17 protein-coding genes and 1 pseudogene are annotated in these 18,644 nt (G+C 71.2%); 6 read left to right on the top strand and 12 right to left on the bottom strand.

From position 1 onward, the window contains the following. The first annotated feature begins 37 nt into the window (after positions 1 to 37). A complete protein-coding gene (locus FGD71_RS18555; protein WP_119101553.1) occupies positions 38 to 1,264 on the top strand; it encodes a M20 family metallopeptidase in 1,227 nt (408 codons plus the stop codon). Between the two features lie 113 nt (positions 1,265 to 1,377). Here the strand turns inward: FGD71_RS18555 and FGD71_RS48955 are convergent, their stop codons facing one another. Together FGD71_RS48955 and FGD71_RS18545 are read right to left on the bottom strand one after the other, a co-directional pair. Further along, on the bottom strand, positions 1,378 to 1,596 hold the full coding sequence (locus tag FGD71_RS48955) for a DUF397 domain-containing protein (RefSeq protein WP_240436651.1): 219 nt from the start codon (positions 1,594 to 1,596) through the stop codon (positions 1,378 to 1,380). Positions 1,597 to 1,678: 82 nt separating this feature from the next. After that, positions 1,679 to 2,273 (bottom strand): annotated as a pseudogene (locus FGD71_RS18545) (helix-turn-helix domain-containing protein); the annotation flags it as partial. 250 nt (positions 2,274 to 2,523) lie between these two features. On the opposite strand from FGD71_RS18545, the gene FGD71_RS18540 reads away from it, so the two are divergent. The 5 genes from FGD71_RS18540 to FGD71_RS18520 all read left to right on the top strand — a co-directional run bounded on the left by FGD71_RS18540 (position 2,524) and on the right by FGD71_RS18520 (position 6,928). Further along, positions 2,524 to 2,979 carry an ATP-binding protein gene (locus tag FGD71_RS18540; RefSeq protein ID WP_240436650.1) on the top strand — a complete coding sequence of 152 codons (456 nt, stop codon included), beginning with the start codon at positions 2,524 to 2,526 and terminating at the stop codon, positions 2,977 to 2,979. Positions 2,980 to 3,381: 402 nt separating this feature from the next. Continuing rightward, positions 3,382 to 3,837 carry a helix-turn-helix domain-containing protein gene (locus FGD71_RS18535; RefSeq protein WP_119101550.1) on the top strand — a complete coding sequence of 152 codons (456 nt, stop codon included), beginning with the start codon at positions 3,382 to 3,384 and terminating at the stop codon, positions 3,835 to 3,837. A gap of 207 nt (positions 3,838 to 4,044) precedes the next feature. Then, positions 4,045 to 4,533 carry a regulator component gene (locus tag FGD71_RS18530; protein WP_240436649.1) on the top strand — a complete coding sequence of 163 codons (489 nt, stop codon included), beginning with the start codon at positions 4,045 to 4,047 and terminating at the stop codon, positions 4,531 to 4,533. Next, positions 4,530 to 5,753, top strand: a complete 1,224-nt coding sequence (locus tag FGD71_RS18525) for an MAB_1171c family putative transporter (RefSeq protein ID WP_181359227.1) — start codon at positions 4,530 to 4,532, stop codon at positions 5,751 to 5,753. The genes FGD71_RS18530 and FGD71_RS18525 overlap by 4 nt, the downstream gene beginning before the upstream one ends. After that, the gene (locus FGD71_RS18520) at positions 5,750 to 6,928 is read left to right on the top strand and encodes a cytochrome P450 family protein (protein WP_119101548.1); all 1,179 of its coding nucleotides are present in this window, start codon (positions 5,750 to 5,752) and stop codon (positions 6,926 to 6,928) included. Before FGD71_RS18525 ends, FGD71_RS18520 begins: the two co-directional genes overlap by 4 nt. 270 nt (positions 6,929 to 7,198) lie before the next feature. Here the strand turns inward: FGD71_RS18520 and FGD71_RS18515 are convergent, their stop codons facing one another. Genes FGD71_RS18515 through FGD71_RS18470 form a run of 10 tightly spaced genes read right to left on the bottom strand, consistent with a single transcriptional unit; the run spans position 7,199 to position 18,573 of the window. After that, entirely contained in the window at positions 7,199 to 8,809 is a 1,611-nt protein-coding gene (locus FGD71_RS18515; protein WP_119101547.1) for an ABC transporter ATP-binding protein, read from the bottom strand. Beyond that, positions 8,806 to 9,678 carry an ABC transporter permease gene (locus FGD71_RS18510; protein ID WP_119101546.1) on the bottom strand — a complete coding sequence of 291 codons (873 nt, stop codon included), beginning with the start codon at positions 9,676 to 9,678 and terminating at the stop codon, positions 8,806 to 8,808. Before FGD71_RS18510 ends, FGD71_RS18515 begins: the two co-directional genes overlap by 4 nt. 14 nt (positions 9,679 to 9,692) lie before the next feature. Next, positions 9,693 to 10,646: an ABC transporter permease gene (locus FGD71_RS18505; protein WP_119101545.1), complete on the bottom strand. Its 954-nt coding sequence runs from the start codon at positions 10,644 to 10,646 to the stop codon at positions 9,693 to 9,695. Continuing rightward, entirely contained in the window at positions 10,643 to 12,217 is a 1,575-nt protein-coding gene (locus FGD71_RS18500) for an ABC transporter substrate-binding protein (RefSeq protein ID WP_119101544.1), read from the bottom strand. The genes FGD71_RS18505 and FGD71_RS18500 overlap by 4 nt, the downstream gene beginning before the upstream one ends. Before the next feature lie 23 nt (positions 12,218 to 12,240). Continuing rightward, positions 12,241 to 13,044 (bottom strand): class I SAM-dependent DNA methyltransferase, encoded by an 804-nt coding sequence (locus FGD71_RS18495; protein WP_119101543.1) that lies wholly within the window; start codon positions 13,042 to 13,044, stop codon positions 12,241 to 12,243. A gap of 11 nt (positions 13,045 to 13,055) precedes the next feature. Further along, the gene (locus tag FGD71_RS18490; RefSeq protein ID WP_119101542.1) at positions 13,056 to 14,318 is read right to left on the bottom strand and encodes an MFS transporter; all 1,263 of its coding nucleotides are present in this window, start codon (positions 14,316 to 14,318) and stop codon (positions 13,056 to 13,058) included. Beyond that, positions 14,302 to 15,363, bottom strand: coding sequence for an enolase C-terminal domain-like protein (locus FGD71_RS18485; protein WP_119101541.1), 1,062 nt, complete (start codon positions 15,361 to 15,363; stop codon positions 14,302 to 14,304). The genes FGD71_RS18490 and FGD71_RS18485 overlap by 17 nt, the downstream gene beginning before the upstream one ends. After that, positions 15,360 to 16,448: a PLP-dependent cysteine synthase family protein gene (locus FGD71_RS18480; protein ID WP_119101540.1), complete on the bottom strand. Its 1,089-nt coding sequence runs from the start codon at positions 16,446 to 16,448 to the stop codon at positions 15,360 to 15,362. The genes FGD71_RS18485 and FGD71_RS18480 overlap by 4 nt, the downstream gene beginning before the upstream one ends. Beyond that, positions 16,445 to 17,320: a Rossmann-like domain-containing protein gene (locus FGD71_RS18475; protein ID WP_119101539.1), complete on the bottom strand. Its 876-nt coding sequence runs from the start codon at positions 17,318 to 17,320 to the stop codon at positions 16,445 to 16,447. The genes FGD71_RS18480 and FGD71_RS18475 overlap by 4 nt, the downstream gene beginning before the upstream one ends. Further along, the gene (locus FGD71_RS18470; protein ID WP_181359226.1) at positions 17,317 to 18,573 is read right to left on the bottom strand and encodes an ATP-grasp domain-containing protein; all 1,257 of its coding nucleotides are present in this window, start codon (positions 18,571 to 18,573) and stop codon (positions 17,317 to 17,319) included. Before FGD71_RS18470 ends, FGD71_RS18475 begins: the two co-directional genes overlap by 4 nt. Positions 18,574 to 18,644: the final 71 nt, after the last annotated feature.

Below are 18,644 nucleotides of genomic sequence, written 5' to 3'. Positions count from 1 at the left end.
CAAAGACCCCCCACACCTTCGTACGAGAAAGCAGATCATGACCGCATCGCCTGCCGTCGCTCTCACCGCCCGTGCCCAGGAGGTCTCGTCGGAGATCGTCACCGACATCCTGACGCTTGTCCGCCACGAGACCAGCAGCTACGACCTGCCCGGACTCGCGGCAGGCCTGGACCTCCTGCGCGAGCTGGCCGTCCACCGGCTCGGACAGCCCGACCATGAACACCGCTACCCGGGCGGCGAGTGCGGAGACACCCTCACCCTGACCTACACCGGCACCGGCACCGGCGCCGGCACCGGCACCCGAACCCGCACCGGTACCCGTACCCGCACCGGGCACGTCGCGCTCGTCGGCCACTACGACACCGTATGGCCGACCGGCGCCCTGGCCGGATGGGTGCGGCCCGAGCCGGTGGACGGCAGGGCGAAGCTCAGCGGACCGGGCATCTTCGACATGAAGACCGGCCTGGCCCAAGGCATCTGGGCCCTGAAACTGGCCCGGGAGAGCGGCGCACCCGTGCCCACCGTCACCTTCCTCTTCAACGGCGACGAGGAGATCGGCTCCCTGTCCTCGCGCCCGGTGATCGAGGAGGTCGCGCAGAAGGTCGACGTGACGCTGGTGCTGGAGCCGACCGCGCACGGCGCGGTCAAGACCGCCCGCAAGGGCTCCGGGATCTTCCAGGTCACCGCCACCGGCATCGAGGCGCACGCCGGGCTCGCGCCCCAGGACGGGGCGAGCGCGATCACCGCGCTGTCCGAGTTCGTGGTCGCCGCCGCGACCGTCGCCGCCCCCGACAAGGGCACCACGATCAACACCGGGCTCATCAAGGGCGGCAGCGCCACCAACGTCGTCGCCGGACAGGCCACCGCGAGCGTCGACATCCGGGTCAGCAGTGCGGCCGAACAGGACCGCGTCGACGTCGAGTTCGACGCCATCGAGGTCAGCGACCCCCGCGTCCGCATCGACATCGACCACGCCTGGAACCGGCCGCCGATGACCCTCAACACCGCCTCCGCCCCCCTCCTCGACCTCGCCCGCGAGGTCGCCCGCGAACAGGGCCGCGACGACCTGCCCGACGCCGCCGTCGGCGGCGCCAGCGACGCCAACTTCGTCGCCGCCCTCGGCCTGCCGGTGCTGTGCGGCATGGGCGCGGTCGGCGACGGCGCCCACGCCCAAGGCGAGTTCATCTACCCCGACACCGTGCCCGCCCAGACAGCACTGGTCGCGGGACTGCTGCGACGACTGACGCAACCGCTGCGCGGCTGAGCAGCCGGGTAGTTCTTTCCCCCGGTTCTTTGGGAGGTCAGCGGCCCGCCGGACCCTCGCGGGCGAGGAACCGGCGGGCCCGGAAGGTGGGCCGTGACCGGGACCTGGTCGGCTCAGACGCGGTGCTGACCGGCCCTCAACTCGTCTATGAACGCTGCCCAGGAGCTGGCCTCGAAGTGCAGAGCGGGACCGTTCGGGGCCTTGCTGTCACGGATGGGGACGACTCCTTGGCACCCGACGGCCACCTCGACGCAGTCGCCCCCCGCTTGATTGCTGTAGCTGCTCTTGCGCCAAGCGGCGCCGTTCAGATCGGGACGGGACACTCGTGCCACGGTAGTTGCCCTCCATCACGGACCGGATCATGTCGAGTGACATGAGCGGGGGCAGGGCTGCCGCCCGTAGCCGATCGTAAATCACCTTGTAGCGACTGACGTTGGCCGGATCTTCGATGAGTTGGCCGTAGTCCGCGCCTTCTGTGTAGGCCACTTCCGAGCCGTCCGGGAGGGTCAGGATCGTCAGCGATCCGCCCATCGCTTCATGCCCGCCCTGGTCGAACGGCAGCACCTGCACAGTGATGTGCCTTTCTGCCGCTGCATCGAGCAATCGCTCCAACTGCTCCCGCATCACAGCACGGCCGCCGACGGGACGTCTCAGTACCGCCTCGGCTGAGAACCGCCCGCGCATAGTCCTCCGTCTGCAACAGACCGGGCACCACATGGGCCGCGTACTGCCGGATGGACACCGCCCGCTCCGAGTACGCCATGAACTTCCGCGACCAATCCGGAAACGCCTCCCGATACACATACGGCCACAGCTCGACCAACAAGTTGTCCGCCTCCAGGGCGGCGTCGAGCGCCCGCGCCAGTGCCAGCGTCGGTTTCGCCCCGGAGGCCCGCTCGATCTGCGTGATCCGGGTGCTCACCACGTGTGTCCTGTCGCCGAGTTCGGCCTGGGTCAGACCGGCCGCCGTACGGAGTCTGCGTACCCGTGAGCCGAACAGCGCGGCCATCGACGTACTGGGATCAATTCCGTTGGCCAAGGCGTCACTTCCGTTCCTTACGGACTGAAAAGTAAGGCTGTGTCACCTTCCGAGCGTAGGGCCGCCCGGCGACTCTTGAGTACGGAACGTGACGGCGCGCGTACATCGCGGGACGTCCCGGAACTCGACAGACAAGGACGGTCACGCTGTGCTGACAGGAACGACCACCGCGGGCGAAGAACCTCGAAGGGGCACCGAAGCCCCTGTGGTGGAACCCGTCGTGCGCGACGGCGAAGCGCCTGAACGCCGGGCGCTCACAGCGCAGTTCGCCTTGTCGCCCCGAGGTTCGAGGCTCGCCCGACGCCGCGCCGTGCGGCGCATGGAGGTGTGGGGATACCCGCCGGAGTCGGACGCGTCGTGCGCGGTCGCCCTCGTCGTAGGTGAACTCGCCGCGAACGCCGTCCAGCACGGCCGCGTCCCGGGCCGCGACTTCCGTCTCGGGCTCGGCCTCGACGAGGTGGCGGGTCTGGTGCGGATCGAGGTCGTCGACGCCGCCACCGCGAAACGGCCGCCAGCCGCCGCGCCCTCGTCGTATCCCGATGGCGAGTCGGGTCGCGGCCTGCTCCTGGTGGATGTCCTGGCCGTGCGCTGGGGCTCGACGCCTCGTCACCCCGTGGGCAAGACGGTGTGGGCGGAGGTGTCGATCGATGCGTCAACAGGTCCGCATAAGCTGTGAGTTGCGATAACCAGAGTTATCGCCCAAATTTTGGTTTGAACAACCACTTTCTCCCCACCGCCTGTTCCGTAACACCGGGCTCGGACGCAGCCGGGTCGGACCGCCAACGAAGAACAGTCTGTTCCTCGGCCAGAACACTCTCCGGTGCAGATGCCCAGTTCGAGGCGGCCGGGCCCACCCCCGTGGAACCCGGCCACCTGCCTGGGGGGATCGGTCATGTCCCCAGGGAGTCGGAGCCACTTGATCAGAGCAGAGGAACACTCTGGTGCGAGCAACTCCCTCAAGAACGTACACCTTGGTTGCGGGCAATCGTCAACTAGAGTTGTTCGGAAGCCACCGCGCTCCGCGCTCCTCACGCACCAGAGTGGACGCGGCGACGATCATGACAAGGACGTACCGGACGTGACAGACGACGAGCCGCGCACCTTCGCGCAGTTGTTGGACTACCTGTTCCAAGAGGTCCACCCGGAAAGTCGCGGACCCTATACGTACGCCGAGGTCGCCGAGGGCATCCGGGAGGCTTCGGGAGGCCAGGGCAAAGGGCTCACCGCGAGCGCGATCCAGCAACTGCGTACCGGTGCCAAGAAAAATCCAACGATGCACACCATCAAGGCTCTCGCCGACTTCTTCGGTGTACCCGCCGGCTACTTCGTCGACGAGGAGGCCGCACATCGCACCCGAGCGGAGATCGCCGTCCTCGCCGCCATGCGGGACCGGAACGTCCGCACCGTCGCCCTGCGTGCCAACGGCCTGAGCGCAGAGACCCTTCAGATGGTGACGACAGTGATCGAGCAGGCCCGGATCCTGGAGGGCCTACAGGGTGAAACGACCTCGAACACGCTCAACCTGGACGACTAGCGGCACTCGGGATCCGGCCATTCGGCCACAGGGCAGAGTTCCTCTTGGACCGGCCCGTGCATTCGCCTAAGCTTTCGAGCGATTCGGTGCCGGGGATTCCGGATCGCGCTCCGGCCGTACGGGGTCACACCTTCAGAGGGCCAGACCCGAGCAACGTCAGGACCGGACATGGACCTTGGGCGGCTTCGCCGCGAGTGCGAAAAGCGTGTGGACGCGCTTCAACTTCCCCACCGCTTCAACACCCGGGACCTCTGTGACGCCGTGGCGAACAAGCGCGGCCGTCCGATCGTCCTCAGGCCCCTGAACACGCTCGGCGCGATCGACGCACCGTGCGGAATCCGCCTGGAGACGCCCGACGCCGACCTCCTCTTCTACGAGGAGGGAACGTCCGCTCTGCACCAGAACCACATACTCGCGCACGAGGTCAGCCACATCATCTGCGACCACCCCGGCAGTCTGGAGCTGGACGCCGACGCCTTCCGTGCCATCGGCTTCAACCCCACTCTCGTCCAGCGTATGAACGGACGCACGAGCTACTCCACGGATGACGAGCGCGAGGCCGAGATGATGGCCACCGTCATCCGACAGCACATCTACCGCGGACGTGAACTACCACCCAGCGAACCCGAGAAGGGCGCCGAGCGCTGGGAGGCCCTGTTCGCCAAACCGACCAGGAAGGGTCGTCGGCACTCGTGATCGACCTCTTGTTCTCGGGCGTGGCCATCGTGCTTGTCCTCGCCGCCGGTTACTGGGTTCGCGGGCGGGGCGGCCACAGACCGACCGGCACGTGGGCCATGGCCGCGCTGCTGGTGTCCTTCGCCCTCGCCTTCGCCTCATACGTGTCGTTCGTGGAGAACGCCGTCGAAAGCGTCGTCCCCCACGTCGGTCGCCTTTTCAGCAACTCGTTCACCCTGGCCGCCGCGACCTCCGTCCTGGCGTTCATGCTCCAGCTCAATCTGGAGCCCGACGAGGCCAGACGAAGGATCCGTCTGCGCGTGCTCTTCCTCGGGATCTCCGTCGTCGGCATGGCGGCACTGTTCGCCGCCGGGCAGATGAACGACCAGTCCCCCCAACTGCACGCGCTCTACGTGCTGATCTACATCACCTATCTGGGTGTCACCGCGAAGGACTTCTGCAGGCAGACCTGGAAACAGTCCAACCACTCACGGCGGAAGAGCCAGCGCATCGGACTGCGCATCACTGCCGCCGGCTGTGTCTTCGCACTGCTGTATGCCGCGTACAAGGTGTTCGGCCTGGTATCCATCGGGCTCGAACTGAACCTCCTCCCGCACGGCACCCGCTGCTCGACGCCCGTCAGTCCCATCCGCTGCGTCTTCAGCGTGACGGCGCCGGCCCTGGCCGTACTCCTCATCACCCTGGGGCTCACGCTCCCGGCGGTCGTCTGGCCGTTCAGCCAGTTCCTGCGCCGTCGATGGGAGTCGCGGTCATTCGCCGCGCTCGCCCCTCTGTGGCAGGACATCGCCGACGCGACACCCGAAGTCGTCCTGGCCTCGGCCGAGTTCCACGAGGACGAGCACGCGGACGACTCCGACTTCTTCCTCCACCGTCGGGTGATCGAGATCAACGACGGCGGGCTCGCCCTTCGCCCCCACCGTTCCCCGAGAGTCCAGGAGAACGCCGAGCGGGCCGCCGCCGCACGCGGCCTGGCGGGCACCCCGGAAGGAGACGCGATCGTGGAGGCCGCGATCCTGCGAGCCGCCGTACAGGCGAAGAGGACCGGGAGCGAACCGCAGACAGAAGCCGCACCACCGGCCCCCAGGGCCGCCTCCCGGGCGGGCAACCTCCGCGCCGAGACCGAGTGGCTGCTCCTCGTCGCCCACGCCTACTCGCAGGGTGAGATCGCACATACCGGCACGGACGAACTGGCCCCCTCAGGAACGGACCCGCGAGCGTGACCGACCCGTTGCAGGACCCGCGGTTCTTCGCCGATCCCTACCCGACCTACGGCCGGCTGCGAGACACGGCGCCGGTGCGGAAGGTGCCCACCGGTTCGGGAGGGCGCTACAGCTACCTGGTCACGGGCTACGCGGAGGCCCGGGAGGCATTCACCGATCCTCGGCTCTCGAAGGACACCATGCGGTTCTTCGCAGGCCGGCCGTCGCAGCGCGATCTCCATCCGGCCGTTTCCCGGAACATGCTCGCCACCGACCCCCCGCAGCACGCACGACTGAGGGCGCTGGTGACGAAGGCGTTCACCACCGGGGCCGTCACGCGGTTACGCCCCTACATCGCCGGCCTGGTCGACGAGTTGCTCGACGCCTGGCCGGATCACGGACCAGTGGACCTCGTCGCGAGCCTCGCGGTACCGCTGCCGGTCACCGTCATCTGCGAGATGCTGGGGGTACCCGAATCCGACCGTCGGCTCGTGCGCACGTGGTCGAGCCAGCTGTTCGCCGCCGGAGATCCCCGGCGGATCGACGCCGCCTCACATGCCGTCGGCGGCTACATGACCGACCTGGTCGCCTCCAGGCGCAGCTCGCCCGGCGAGAGCCTGCTCGACGACCTCATCGCCGTACGCGACGGCCAGGACCAGCTGACCGAGGACGAACTCGTGTCGCTCGCCGTGCTCCTGCTCGTGGCCGGCCATGAGACCACCACCAACTTCATCGGCAACGCGGCCTTGGCTCTTCTGCAGCACCCCGAGTCACTCGCGCGGTTGAGGGCCGAACCACAGCGCCTCGGCAGCGCGCTGGACGAGTTGCTGCGCTTCGACTCGCCCGTCGGGATCGCCACGTTCCGCTACAGCACCCAAGAGCTCACACTCGGCGGGACCGTGATCCCCGAAGGCGTACCGGTACTCATCGCTCCCGGCGCCGCCAACCGCGACCCCGACCGATTCCCCGGGCCGGACCAGCTCGATCTCGACCGGGGTGCCACCGGGCACCTCGCCTTCGGCCACGGCATCCACCGATGCCTTGGAGCACCCCTCGCACGAGCCGAAGGCGAACTCGCCCTCCGCGCGGTCATCTCCCGCTTCCCCGACGTCCGACTGGCAGTCCCCGTCGAGGAACTGGACTGGCGGCACACGCGGTTGATGCGCGGCCTCACATCCCTGCCGCTCATCCTGTGACGACGGGGGCACTGGAAGCCCGGCAGACCCGCGGGACGCATCCGAGACCGCTTCGAGCCTGAGTGCCGGGATTGGGTGGCGGAGCATGCGCAGTACTCCGTCGAAGACGCCGCGCGTCGCTCCAGGCACTCGGCCCCAACCAGGCTGGTGAGAGCCGGGCGCAGCGGACTGGGCTCGACGTTGCTGCGCCGGCTGCCAGTTTCCGCCGTGTGCTTGGCGATGAGTTCCGGAAGCGCTTGGAGCGCCGCCCGCGGCCCCTCCGCCTGACGGTCAGGTGCCCGTTCCCGCTCCCAGCCGTGTCGTTGTTTCCATGAGGGACACGGTGAACGGGTGGCTCGGTGTGCTGAGGACTCGTCGGGCCGGTCCCTGTTCGACGAGTTCGCCGGCGTCCAGGACGGCGATGCGGTGGGCCAGGGCGGCTGTGTCCAGGTCGTGGGTGATCAGGACGAGGGACAGGTCGTCGCGGTCGTGGAGCAGGGTGGTGAGGATGCCGAGGATGCCCCGGCGGGTGATCGAGTCGAGGCCGGAGGTGATCTCGTCGCAGATGAGGACGCGGGGCCGGGCGAGCAGGGCGCGGGCGAGGGCCGCGCGCTGGAGTTCGCCGCCGGAGAGCTGTCCGGGGCGTCGGCGGACCAGGTCCTCGGGCAGGCCGAGGCCGGTCAGAGTGGCCAGGGCCTCCTGCGTCGCGGCGGAAGTCTCGGTGCGGCGCAGCCGTATCGCGGTGCGGGCGACCTGGTGCAGGACGGGACGGTGTTCGTCGAAGGAGGCGCGCGCGTCCTGGAAGACGTACTGCACGGCCGCCAGCTGTGCGCGGCCGCGGTCGCGCAGGCTGCGCGGCAGCGGTGTGCCGTCGAGGAGGATCTCTCCGTCGTGGTCGCGGTGGAGTCCGGCCAGGCAGCGGGCGAGGGTGGTCTTGCCGCTTCCGGAGCGGCCGACGACGGCCAGACTCTCGCCCGCGCGCAGGTCGAGTCCGGTCAGGCGCAGTACCTCGGTCGTGCCGCGTGTGCTGTTGCGGTGGCGGGCGGTCAGGTCGCGTATCCGCAGGGCGGGGCGACCGGCGCCGGGGGCGGTTCCGGAGCCGGTGGCGGTTTCCGGTTCCGTGAACTCCGGTTGCCCGGAGAGCAGTTCGCGGGTCCATTCGTGCTGGGGCGCGAGCCACAGGCGGTGCGCCGGGCCCGACTCCACGACCCGGCCCGCCCGCATGACGATCACCTCGTCGGCGAGCACCCGTACGACGTCCAGGTCGTGGCTGAGCAGGACGACGCCGATGCCACGTGCCGCGACGGCCGCCAGCTGGTCGACGACGCGGCTCTTGGTCAGTGCGTCCTGACCGGTGGTGGGCTCGTCGGCGACGACGACCCGGGCGCCGAGCAGCAGGGCCTGGGCGAGGACGACGCGTTGCTGCTGGCCGCCGGAGAGCTGGTGCGGGTAGCGGCGCAACAGGATCTCGGCGTCCGGGACCTGGGCCTCGGCGAGGGCGCGCAGGACGCGTTCGCGGGCCGCTGTCCTGCGCCGGCCACGGGGCAGGTGGCGTACCTGGGCGCGGGCGATGTCCGTCAGGAGGGCGGAGACGCGGCGCGCGGGATTGAGAGCGGTGGCCGGGTGCTGGGGGATGTATCCGGCCAGGCCGTCGGCCGCCAGGCGTACGTCGCCGGTCACGTGGGCGCCGGACGGGTACTCGCCGAGCAGGGCGAGGCCGGTCGTGGTCTTGCCACTGCCCGAGGCGCCGACCAGGGCGGTGACCTTGCCGGGGAGGGCTTTGAGGCTCACTCCGTCGACGATCGCCCTGCCGCCGACCTCGACGCGCAGGTTCCGGATCTCGGCCACGGGCGCGACGGTGGTGTCACGGGCCTCGCCCGTCGTGTCGTCTGTGTGGTTCACGTGCGTGCTTCACTCCTTGCCCCGTCGCGGAGGGTCCTGGTCGCGTCCGGGAGCTTCTCGCCCCGGACACGCTCGCTCAGGCGGTCGTCCGAGAGCGCGGCGTCGAAGAGGAGGTTGGTGCCCATCGTCAGGGCGACGATCAGCAGGGCGGGGGCGACCACGGCCCACGGCTGGACGAACAGGCCGGTGCGGTTGCGGTCGACCATGACCGCCCAGTCCGCGGCGTCCGGGGCGACCCCGACACCGAGGAACGCGGCCGTGGCCACCAGGTACAGCACGCCGGTCAGCCGGGTGCCGGCGTCGGCGACCAGGGTGCGCAGCATGGAACGGCCGACGTAGTCGACGGCCATGCGCCACCAGGTCTCGCCCTGCATGCGCAGCGCCTCGACGGCGGGGCGGGCGGCGGCCTCCGTGGCGGCGGCGCGTACGAGCCGGGCCGCGTCGGGCACGTTCACCAGTGCCACCAGCAGGGCCAGACCGACGGGGTCGGGGGAGAACACGGTGGCGGCCAGCAGGATCAGCAGGAGTGAAGGGACGGCGAGCAGGACGTCCAGGGGACGCATCAGCAGCTCCTCCAGCCAGCGGCGATGGGTGAGCGCGCTGACCAGGCCGACGGGGAGCGCGACGAGATACGACAGCGCGGTGGCGGCGAGGGCGGTCAGCACGACCGGCCGGCCGCCGTGCAGCACCTGCTGCCATACGTCCCGGCCCACGAAGTCGGTGCCGAGCCAGTGGCCGTCGCCGACAGTGAAGGACGTCGTCCGCGGTCCCGGTTCGCCGGCGAACAGCGGGCCCAGCAGGGCGAGCACGAGGGGCACGATGACGATCGTCACGCCGAGGGCGAAGCGGGCCGTCCGTAGCTTCGTCATGTGGCCACGCTTCGTCATGCGGCCACCGCCGCCCGGGGCGCGAGACGGTGGGCGACGAGATCCGCGCCCAGGTTCAGGACGACGGTCAGCACGCCGAACACCACGGCGAGCCCCTGGACCACCGGCACGTCACGTTCGGCGACGGCGTTGAGCAGGACGGTGCCGAGTCCCGGGATCACGTAGAGCGCCTCCACGACGATGACGCCGCTCAGCAACCAGTCGACGGTGCGGGCGAGTTGCTGGACGGCGGGGGCGAGGGCGCCCGGAAGGGCGTGGGCGTAGCGGATGCGGGTGCCGGAGATGCCGTAGCGGCGGGCCTGGGCCACGTAGGGGGAGGCGAGCGCGTCGATCATGCCGGCCCGCACCAGGCGGGACAGGGAGCAGACCGGGCGGGACAGCAGGACCAGCACGGGCAGGACGAGCGCGGCCGGGTGACCGAGCAGATCGGTGCCGTAACCGACGGCGGTCGGCGGCAGCCAGCCCAGCCGGAGCGCGAGGACGGTCACCAGCAGCACTCCGAGGGCGAACTCGGGCACCGCGTACACGGCGAGCGTGACCGAGCTGATCAGCCGGTCGGCGAGGCGCCCTTCGTGGCGGGCGGCGAGCACGCCGAGGCCGAAGCCGATCGGGACGAGCAGGGCCACGGTGAGCGTGGCCAGCAGGAGGGTCGGGCCGAAGCCGTCGGCGATGTACTGGCCGACCGGGCGGCCGGAGGTCAGGGAGGTGCCGAGGTCGCCGTGGAACAGGCCCGTCGCCCAGTCGGCGAGCCGCTCGTAGGCGGGCCTGTCGAGGTGCATGGCCTCGCGGATGGCGGCGATCCGGGCGGGGTCGGGCTGGTCGCCGGCCAGGGCGACGGCGGCGTCGCCCGGCAGCGCCTCGGTGAGCGCGAAGACCAGCAGCACCACGGCCACGGTCTGCGCGACGCCGAGGAGCAGCCGCCGGGCGACGAAGGAACGCAGTCCGCTCACGCGAGCCAGACCTTGTCGAAGCGGGCCCAGTCGAGCGTGTTGGCGGGGGCCTTGGTCGAAACTCCTCCCACATTGCGGGCCGTTCCGAGGATCCAGTCGGCGAACCCCCAGATGAGAAAGCCGCCCTCGCTGTACAGGCGGCGCTGCATCCGCTCGTAGACGGCCGCCCGTTCGGTCTTGCCGCGGGTGGACTGGGCCTGCTGGTACAGGGCGTCGAAGTCCTTGTGCTTCCACTTGGTCGCGTTGGTGGTGGAGTCGGTGAGCAGTCGCTGGGAGATGTGGGCCTCGATGGGCAGGGCGCCGGAGCGATAGCAGCACAGGGTGCCGTTGTCGAGGATGTCGGCCCAGTAGGAGTCCTTGCTGCCCATCTTCACGTCGACGGTGACGCCCGCCTTCTTCGCCTGGTCGCGGAAGATGCCGGCGGACTCGGTGAACCCGGCGGCGACGGCCGAGGTGTCGAGGGTGACCTTCAGGTCCTCGGCGCCGGCCTGCTTGAGCAGGGCGCGGGCCTTGTCGAGGTCCTGTGCCCGTTGGGGGAGGCCGTCGGCGTAGTACTCGTAGCCCTTGCCGAACAGGTCGTTGCCGATCACACCCGCGCCGGACAGGGCGCCGTCGACGAGTTCCTTGCGGTCGGCGATGAGGAAGAACGCCTCGCGTACGCGCTTGTCGTCGAAGGGGGCCCGGTCGGTCTTCATCGCGAAGCCCTGCATGGCGCTGTTGCGGAGCCGCACGATCTCGATCTGTCCCTTGCCCTCGTGGGCGCGGGCGGTGGTGGGGTTGAGCTCGTGGGCGTACTCGACCTGTCCGCCGAGGAGTGCGTTGACGCGGGCGGACTCCTCGTTGGCGACGACGAACTCGAGCTCGTCGAGGTGCGGGGCCCCCTCCCAGTAGTCGTCGTAGCGGCGGAAGACGGCGGAGCGGCCGGGGGTGAAGGAGACGAACCGGAAGGGGCCGGAGCCGATCGGCTTCTTGTCGAAGTCGGAGGCGTCCTTTGGGACGATGTAGGCGCCGAACGCGGCCAGGATGTTGGGGAGTTCGGCGGTGGGCCGTTTGAGGACGAACTCGATGCTCCGCTCGCCGGTGGCGCGGCTGGCGTCGAGGTCGATGGGGTCCAGGGACGCTTTGGCGCGGAACGCCTGCTTCGGGTCGGCGATGCGCCGGTAGCTGTAGAGGACGTCGGCGGCGGTGACGGGCTTGCCGTCGTGGAAGGTCGCCTTGCGCAGCGTGACCTGCCAGCGGTCGAGGGTCTTGTTCGACTCCCATTTCTCGGCGAGGCGGGGCTGGGCGGAGAGGTCGGCGCCATAGTCGGCGAGCTTGTCGTACATCGCCTTGGCGCGGGCGGCGTCGGCGAAGAGGTTGGCCAGGTGCGGATCGAGGGTCTCGCCGGCGCCGCCGCCCGCGAACGCGGCGCGCAGTCGCCCGCCTCGCTTCGGTGTGCCGTCGCCCTTGGCGTCGGAGCCCTCGCTGCCGGAGCCGCCGCATCCTGCGAGAGCGAGCGCGCCGAGTGAGGCGGCGCCCGTGGCGGCGAGGAAGCCGCGGCGGTGCAGCCCGGGGAAGCGTTCGTCGTCCATGATCGTTCCTTGGGGTGTGGGTGTCAGTGGGTGGAGTTCAGGCGGGCGACGACGTGCAGCCGGTCCGCGTCCGTCGTGGCGCCGGGCAGTCGGCCTTCCTGCCACGGCGGCTCGGTGCGCGGGCCTGGCCCGTCGTGGAGTTCGAGCACCTCGAAGCCATGTGCGGCCAGCAGGTGACGCAGCTCCTGTGGGAACAGCAGCCGCCACGCGGAACGCTGCTCGACCGGCGCCGACCCGTCGTCGGCGGTCCACACGCGCGTACGGCGCAGGAGCTGGGCCGTGCGGTCCACGGTGAGCGTGGTGGTGGACCGGTGGACGGTGCCCTGCCGGGTGAAGGAATGGACGGTGGGTGTGTCCAGCAGGTCGGTACGGCCGAGGAAGTACGCGCCGTTGCGCATCTCCGCCACCAGGAGACCGTCGGGCGTGAGGGCGCGTCGGCAGGAGGAGAGGAAGGCGTCGAGCTGGTCGTTGGTGTGGCAGTACAGCAGGGTGCTGTCCAGGCACACGACGGCATCGAACACGCCCCGGCCCAGGTCGAAGCCGTGCAGGTCGGCGCGGACGTACTCGGGTCCGGGATGGTGGGTGCGGGCGTGGGCGAGCATCGCCTCGGAGAGGTCGGCACCGGTCACTGTGCGGCCGGCGCCGTGGAGGTGGGCGGCGTCGCGTCCGGTGCCGCAGCCCATGTCGAGCACGCGCGGCCCCGCCCCGTGCCGCCGGAGGCGGTCCTCCGTCCAGCGCCCGGCCAGCCGGCCGGGGTCGGGGAAGCGGGCCTCGTACAGCTCGGGGTTGTCGGTGAGCAGGTTGTGCGGAACGGTCGTGGACGTCATGCCGTGCCTCCTCAGGCCGTTGCGGGTACGGCGGGCTTCGACGGCGCCGGCAGCGACCCGAGCCGGTGCAGCCAGGCCACGCCCAGCGCGGAGGCGAGCCCGAACAAGGCACAGCACGCCCACGGCAGCCAGCCCGCGTCACCCCGCTCCCCGGTGTCCATGGCCCAGCCGACGAGGGTGTTGCCGACGGCGGCGGCGATGCCGGAGATCACGTAGAAGATGCCGAAGTAGGTGCCGGTCAGCTCCGACCGGCCGAAGCCGGGGATCAGTTCCATCACGAACGGCTGGGCGACCATCACCCCGAGGTAGAGCAGCAGGGCACCGACCAGGACGGGCAGCGCGCGCAGCACCGCGTCGGCCGCGCCGTCCGGACCGTCGGAGCCGACCGTCACCACGGCGGGCGGCAGGAACGCCAGCGCCATGAGACCCAGGCCCGTCGCGATCCAGCGCGCCCGGTCCCCCCGCTCCTTGAGGGCACGGGTGATGCGCAGTTGCAGCGCCAGGTTGGCGAGGGTGCCCACGAGGAAGACGAGTCCGGCGGCGCCGTCCCAGCCGGTGGCCTGCCGGGCTCCGTCGGGCAGCAGCAGGTACAGCTGGTTCTCCAGGGTGAACATGCCGACCATGGCGAGCGCGAAGGCGAGGAAGGCCCTGTTGCCCAGGACCTCGCGCCAGTCCGCGAGGACCGTGCCCTTGCCCGGCTCGACTTCCCGGGCCGGCAGCACCATGGCCTGCGCGACGGTGAGGGCGGCGAATATCCCGGCGGCGGTGAGCGCGGACGTACGGAAGTCCACGAGCAGCAGCGCGCTGCCCAGCAGCGGGCCGATCAGGGCGCCGGTGGTGGCGAACACGTTGAACAGGGCGAACGCCTCGGCCCTGCGCTCCGCGGCCTCCTGCGCGATGTAGGTGCGCACGGCGGGGTTGAACAGTGCCCCGGCGAGCCCGCTGAGCACGGACGCGGCGAGCAGTACGGCCAGGTTGTCGCCGAGCGCGAACAGGGCGAACCCGACAGTGCGCAGGGCACAGCCGGCGATGATGACGCCGCGCGCGCCGAGCCGGTCGGAGGCGGAGCCGCCGATGATGAACAGCCCCTGCTGGCTGAGGTTGCGCACGCCGAGCACGATGCCGACGACGGCCGCCGACATGCCCAGGTGGTCGGTGAGGTGGGTGGCGAGGTAGGGGATGAGGAGGTAGAAGCCTGTGTTGACGCCGAGCTGGTTGACCAGCAGGAGCTGGACCGCGAGCGGGAAACGGCGCATCTCACGCCACGTCCTCATGCGCCCCCACCTCCTGAACTCCCAGGCCGGGACGGTCACTTGCGCGGACGACGCCGTTCTCGCCGCCGATCCCGGTCCACGGGTCGTGGGCGAGCAGCAGGTGTCCGTCGAGGTCGGCCCAGCGGGCCCGGTCGGCGAGGTGGACGGCGGGCGCGAGGCCCAGGCTGCTGGCGGTCAGGCAGCCGAGCATCAGCTCCGTGCCACTGCCGTCGATCGCCTCGGCGATGCGCAGGGCCGCGTGCACCCCGCCGCACTTGGCGAGCTTGACGTTGACGCCCTGGACGCGGCCGGCCAGGCGGCGCACGTCCTCCAGATCCACGGCGTCCTCGTCGGCGATGACCGGCAGCGGTGAGCGTTCGGCCAGCGTGCCCAGCGCTTCCGGGTCGCCGGGCGCGACGGGCTGCTCGACGGCCTCCACGCCGAGGTCGGCGAACCGGGGCAGCAGCGCTTCGGCCTGCGCCACCGTCCAGGCGCCGTTGGGATCGAGCAGGAGCCGGGCCCGGGGCGCGGCGTCGCGGATGACGCGGACGCGCTCCACGTCGTCCTCCGGGTCGGGGGTTCCCGCCTTGACCTTGATGATCTCGAAGCCATCCGCCGCGAGACAGCGGGCCTGTGCCGCCGCGTGGGCCAGGGCGGTGATGCCGATGGTGCGGGCGGTGGCCGCGACCGGAGGTGCGGCGGCACCGAGCAGCCGGTGGACGGGGCTGCCCGTGCGCTTGCCGACGAGGTCGAGCAGCGCGGCCTCGGCGGCGGCCGTCACGGACGGGGGCGTCGTGTACGTGTCGGCCGGCTCGCCCACCCGCAGGGCCTCCAGGGCGCTCTCGGGGTCGGGGAAGCGGGCGAGTTCCGCGCCGACGGCGGCGAGGAGCCGTTCAAGGGTCTCGACGTCGAGCCCGTAGTAGATGCTGGTGACGGCCTCACCATGGCCGGTGACGCCGTCGTGCTCGACAGTCAGCCACACGGCGTCACGGGTGGTCATGGTGGAGCGGGAGATGCGCAGCGGCTCGGTGAGATCGAGGCGTACGGTGCGCAGGCTGGCCTTCACGGGGTCCTTTCCGGATGGGGTACGGCCTTCAGCGGGTCGGTGACGCGGGTGCAGCGCACCCAGCCGGTGGCCTCGGCCGCGCCGGGGTGAGGGATCTGGACCGGGCGGGTGGCCGCCGTGGCGGGGTCGAGACCGTGGGCCGTGGCGAAGTCGTCGTCGTAGACGGTGCCGAGGTAGCGGTGCGGGCCGTCGGGGAAGACGGTGGCGACGACCGCGCCGGGGTGGACGCGGGCGGCCCAAGCGGCGACGCGGGCGGCGGCGCCCGTACTCCAGCCACCGCTGACGAAGCTGCCGCGGGCCAGGCGGCGGCAGCCGTCCACGGCCTCGGCCGGGCCGACCCAGTGGACCTCGTCGAAGGCGTCGTAGACGACGTTGCGCGGGTGGATGCTGCTGCCCAGGCCTCGCATCAGCCTCGGCCGGGCGGGCTGGCCGAAGATGGTGGAGCCGGTCGAGTCGACGCCGATCAGCCGCAGCCCGGGCCAGCGACGCCGCAGGGGGCCGATGATCCCCGCGCTGTGGCCGCCGGTGCCGACGCTGCACACCAGGATGTCCAGATGGTCGAGCCGGTCGACGAGTTCGGCCGCCAGGGAGGAGTAACCGGCGCTGTTGTCGGGGTTGTTGTACTGGTCCGGCCAGTAGGCGCCGGGCAGGACGGCGAGCAGCTCCCGCAGCCGGCCCAGCCGGGCGGCCTGCCAGCCGCCCCGGGGCGCCGGGCGGTCCACGATCTCCAGCCGCACACCATGGGAGCGCAGCAACTGCCGCATGGTCGGCTCCAGTTCACTGTCGCCGACCAGCACGACGGGATGGCCGAGGGCCTGGCCCGCGAAGGCGAGCCCGAGGCCGAGCGTGCCCGAGGTGGACTCCACCACCGGTGCGCCGGGCCGCAGTTCGCCGCGCTCACGGGCGCCCAGCAGCATCGACACGGCGGCCCGCGCCTTCATGCCGCCCGCCGCGAGTCCTTCGAGCTTGGCCCAGAAGCCGGGGTGCGGGCCGGGCAGGTCGGCCGTGATGCGGACCAGGGGCGTGTGGCCGAGCAGGGCGAGCAGTTCCGGGCGGGCGAGGGGGCGTACGGCCGTCGTGGTCATCGTCCGCCCTCCGGACAGGCCGCCGGCCAGGGGCCGCCGTAGCGGTGCACGGTGCCGGGACCGCCGTCGAGCCAGAAGAAGGGATACGGCTCGGCGCACACCGCGCTCACCCCGTGACCGAGAAAGCGGGGCAGTACGGCGCTGCCGGTCTGGGCGAACATCACCAGCCGCTTTCCGTGAGCCAGCGCGTGCCGCCGCAGCGGCTCGAAACTGCCGTTGCCCAGCGTCATCCCGGACACCAGCAGGGCGTCGCAGCGCCCGGCCTCGGCAAGCGCGTCGGTGGCAACCGCCTCGCCCCACTCGGTCAGCCCGCCCTTGAGGTCACAGGGCGCATAGCTCAGCCCCCGCGAACGCAGCTCTTCCAGAAGGGAGTTGACGACACCCACCACCAGCACGGTCGCGTCCGTCGGCAGATCGAGCAGCGCGACGACGGCTTTCGCCCGGGCCCGGGACTTCTCCAGCGACGTCCCGGCGGGCAGCGGGACGGGCAGCGCCCCGTTCCGTGGAGTGTGCGGAGCGACGTGCATCAGATAGGCGTCCAGCGCGCTCACGCGCACCGGCAGCAGCGGATGCTCCAGCAGGTGGGCCACGTTCGCGCCCACACACTCCTCGACCGCACGGTCCGGCAGCGCCCCGGGCTCGACCGCGCACGAGCCGACGGCTCCGGCGAGGCGCAGACTGAGGACCTCGTTGCGGTAGCCGGTGCCGCGCCCGTCGTGCCGCACCGCCTGCCGCGTGGTGAAGGCCACGGCGATCCGCTGCGTGGCCGGATCCGGACCCAGCTCACCGGCGCGGACGCGCGCCACGAGCTCGTCGTACGACGCGTACGTCTCGAATGTCGTCGTACGGGCCATGCCGGTGACGGCGGTCATCGGAGCACCAGCCCGGAGCGCAGCTCACCGAGCAGGACCTCGACGTGGTCGCGGGCGCCCAGGCTCTCGGCGTCACCCGCCATGACGTGCCCGAGGTACTCGTTGTTGCTGCCCGCCGCTTTCACCTGCCTGCCGGGCGCGGCGAGCTGCACCTCCAGCACACCCGGCGCGTCCTGGAGTTCGCCACCGTCCAGCGACTCGAGCGTGCCCGAGGTCTCCGGCACGAGGAAGCCGATGGCCGCGCTGCGCAGCCCTGTGTCGCTGCGCCGGAGGTCGGGCCGGCGGCCGAGGGACACCTCCACGAAGGCCGCGGCCAGGTCGATGCCGGTGACGTGGCGGACGAGCTCGGTGATGCGGTTCCCGGCGGGTCGCGGGTTGACCTCGACCACGCGTGGACCGGCGGAGGTCAGCTTGATCTCGGTGTGCGCCACCACGCCGCCGGTCAGGCCGAGGGCCTTGAGCGCGGCGAGGGCGGTCTGCTCGGCGGCTTCGGCGTCGGCGCCCGATAGGGCGGCCGGGAACATGTGTCCGGTCTCGATGAACGCGGGCGCCCCGCCGATGCTCTTGTCGGTCACGCCCACCACGTGGACCGCGCCCGCGTGCGACACCGTCTCGACACTCACCTCGGGGCCGTCCAGCAGTTCCTCCAGCAGGACGACGGGTTCGCGGCGCTGCCCGCGGGCGTTGACCGGGAGGTCGGCCAGCGCCCGCACGGCGGCGGCGAGTTGCTCCTCGTCGTCCACGCGCCGCACGTACATGCCCGCGCACAGGTCGACCGGCTTGACGACCAGTGGGTAGCCGATCTCCCGCGCCACCCGGGCGATGTCGGCCCACTCCTCGTGCACGGCGAAGCGCGGCCCGGGAACCCCCGCGTCGGCGAGGACACGGCGGGTGGCGTCCTTGCGGCAAGCGTCCTCCACCGCCTGCGGGGTCGAGCCCGGCAGACCCAGGTGCCCGGCGATCCGCGCCACGGTCGGCAGGTAGTAGTCGCAGGAAGTGATCACGCCGTCGAAGCGCAGCACCTCGTGCAGCCGCTCGATCTCCGGCAGCAGGGCGTCGGTGGCGTTGGTGTCGGCGGTGATCACGTTGCGGGCGCCGAGCAGCGGGTGCGCCGCCCCCTCGGGCGCCGAGCGGAGGTAGTGGTGCAGGTCGCGGGTGAGGAACGTGAACTCGTGCCCGCCCTCCCTGATCGCCCGGGGCAGCAGTCTGCTCATCGACCCGACCCAGCTCTCGACCATCAGCAGATGAGCCACAAATCCCCTTTTCGTGCCGGCGGTTCAGACTTCAGGGCAGCCCGGAGAACCCTCGGGTGGGAGGGGCCGGG

Origin of the sequence: Streptomyces sporangiiformans (genome assembly GCF_005768555.2) — a bacterium.
Classification (GTDB): domain Bacteria; phylum Actinomycetota; class Actinomycetes; order Streptomycetales; family Streptomycetaceae; genus Streptomyces; species Streptomyces sporangiiformans.
This window is presented reverse-complemented; position numbering and strand designations above follow the sequence as displayed.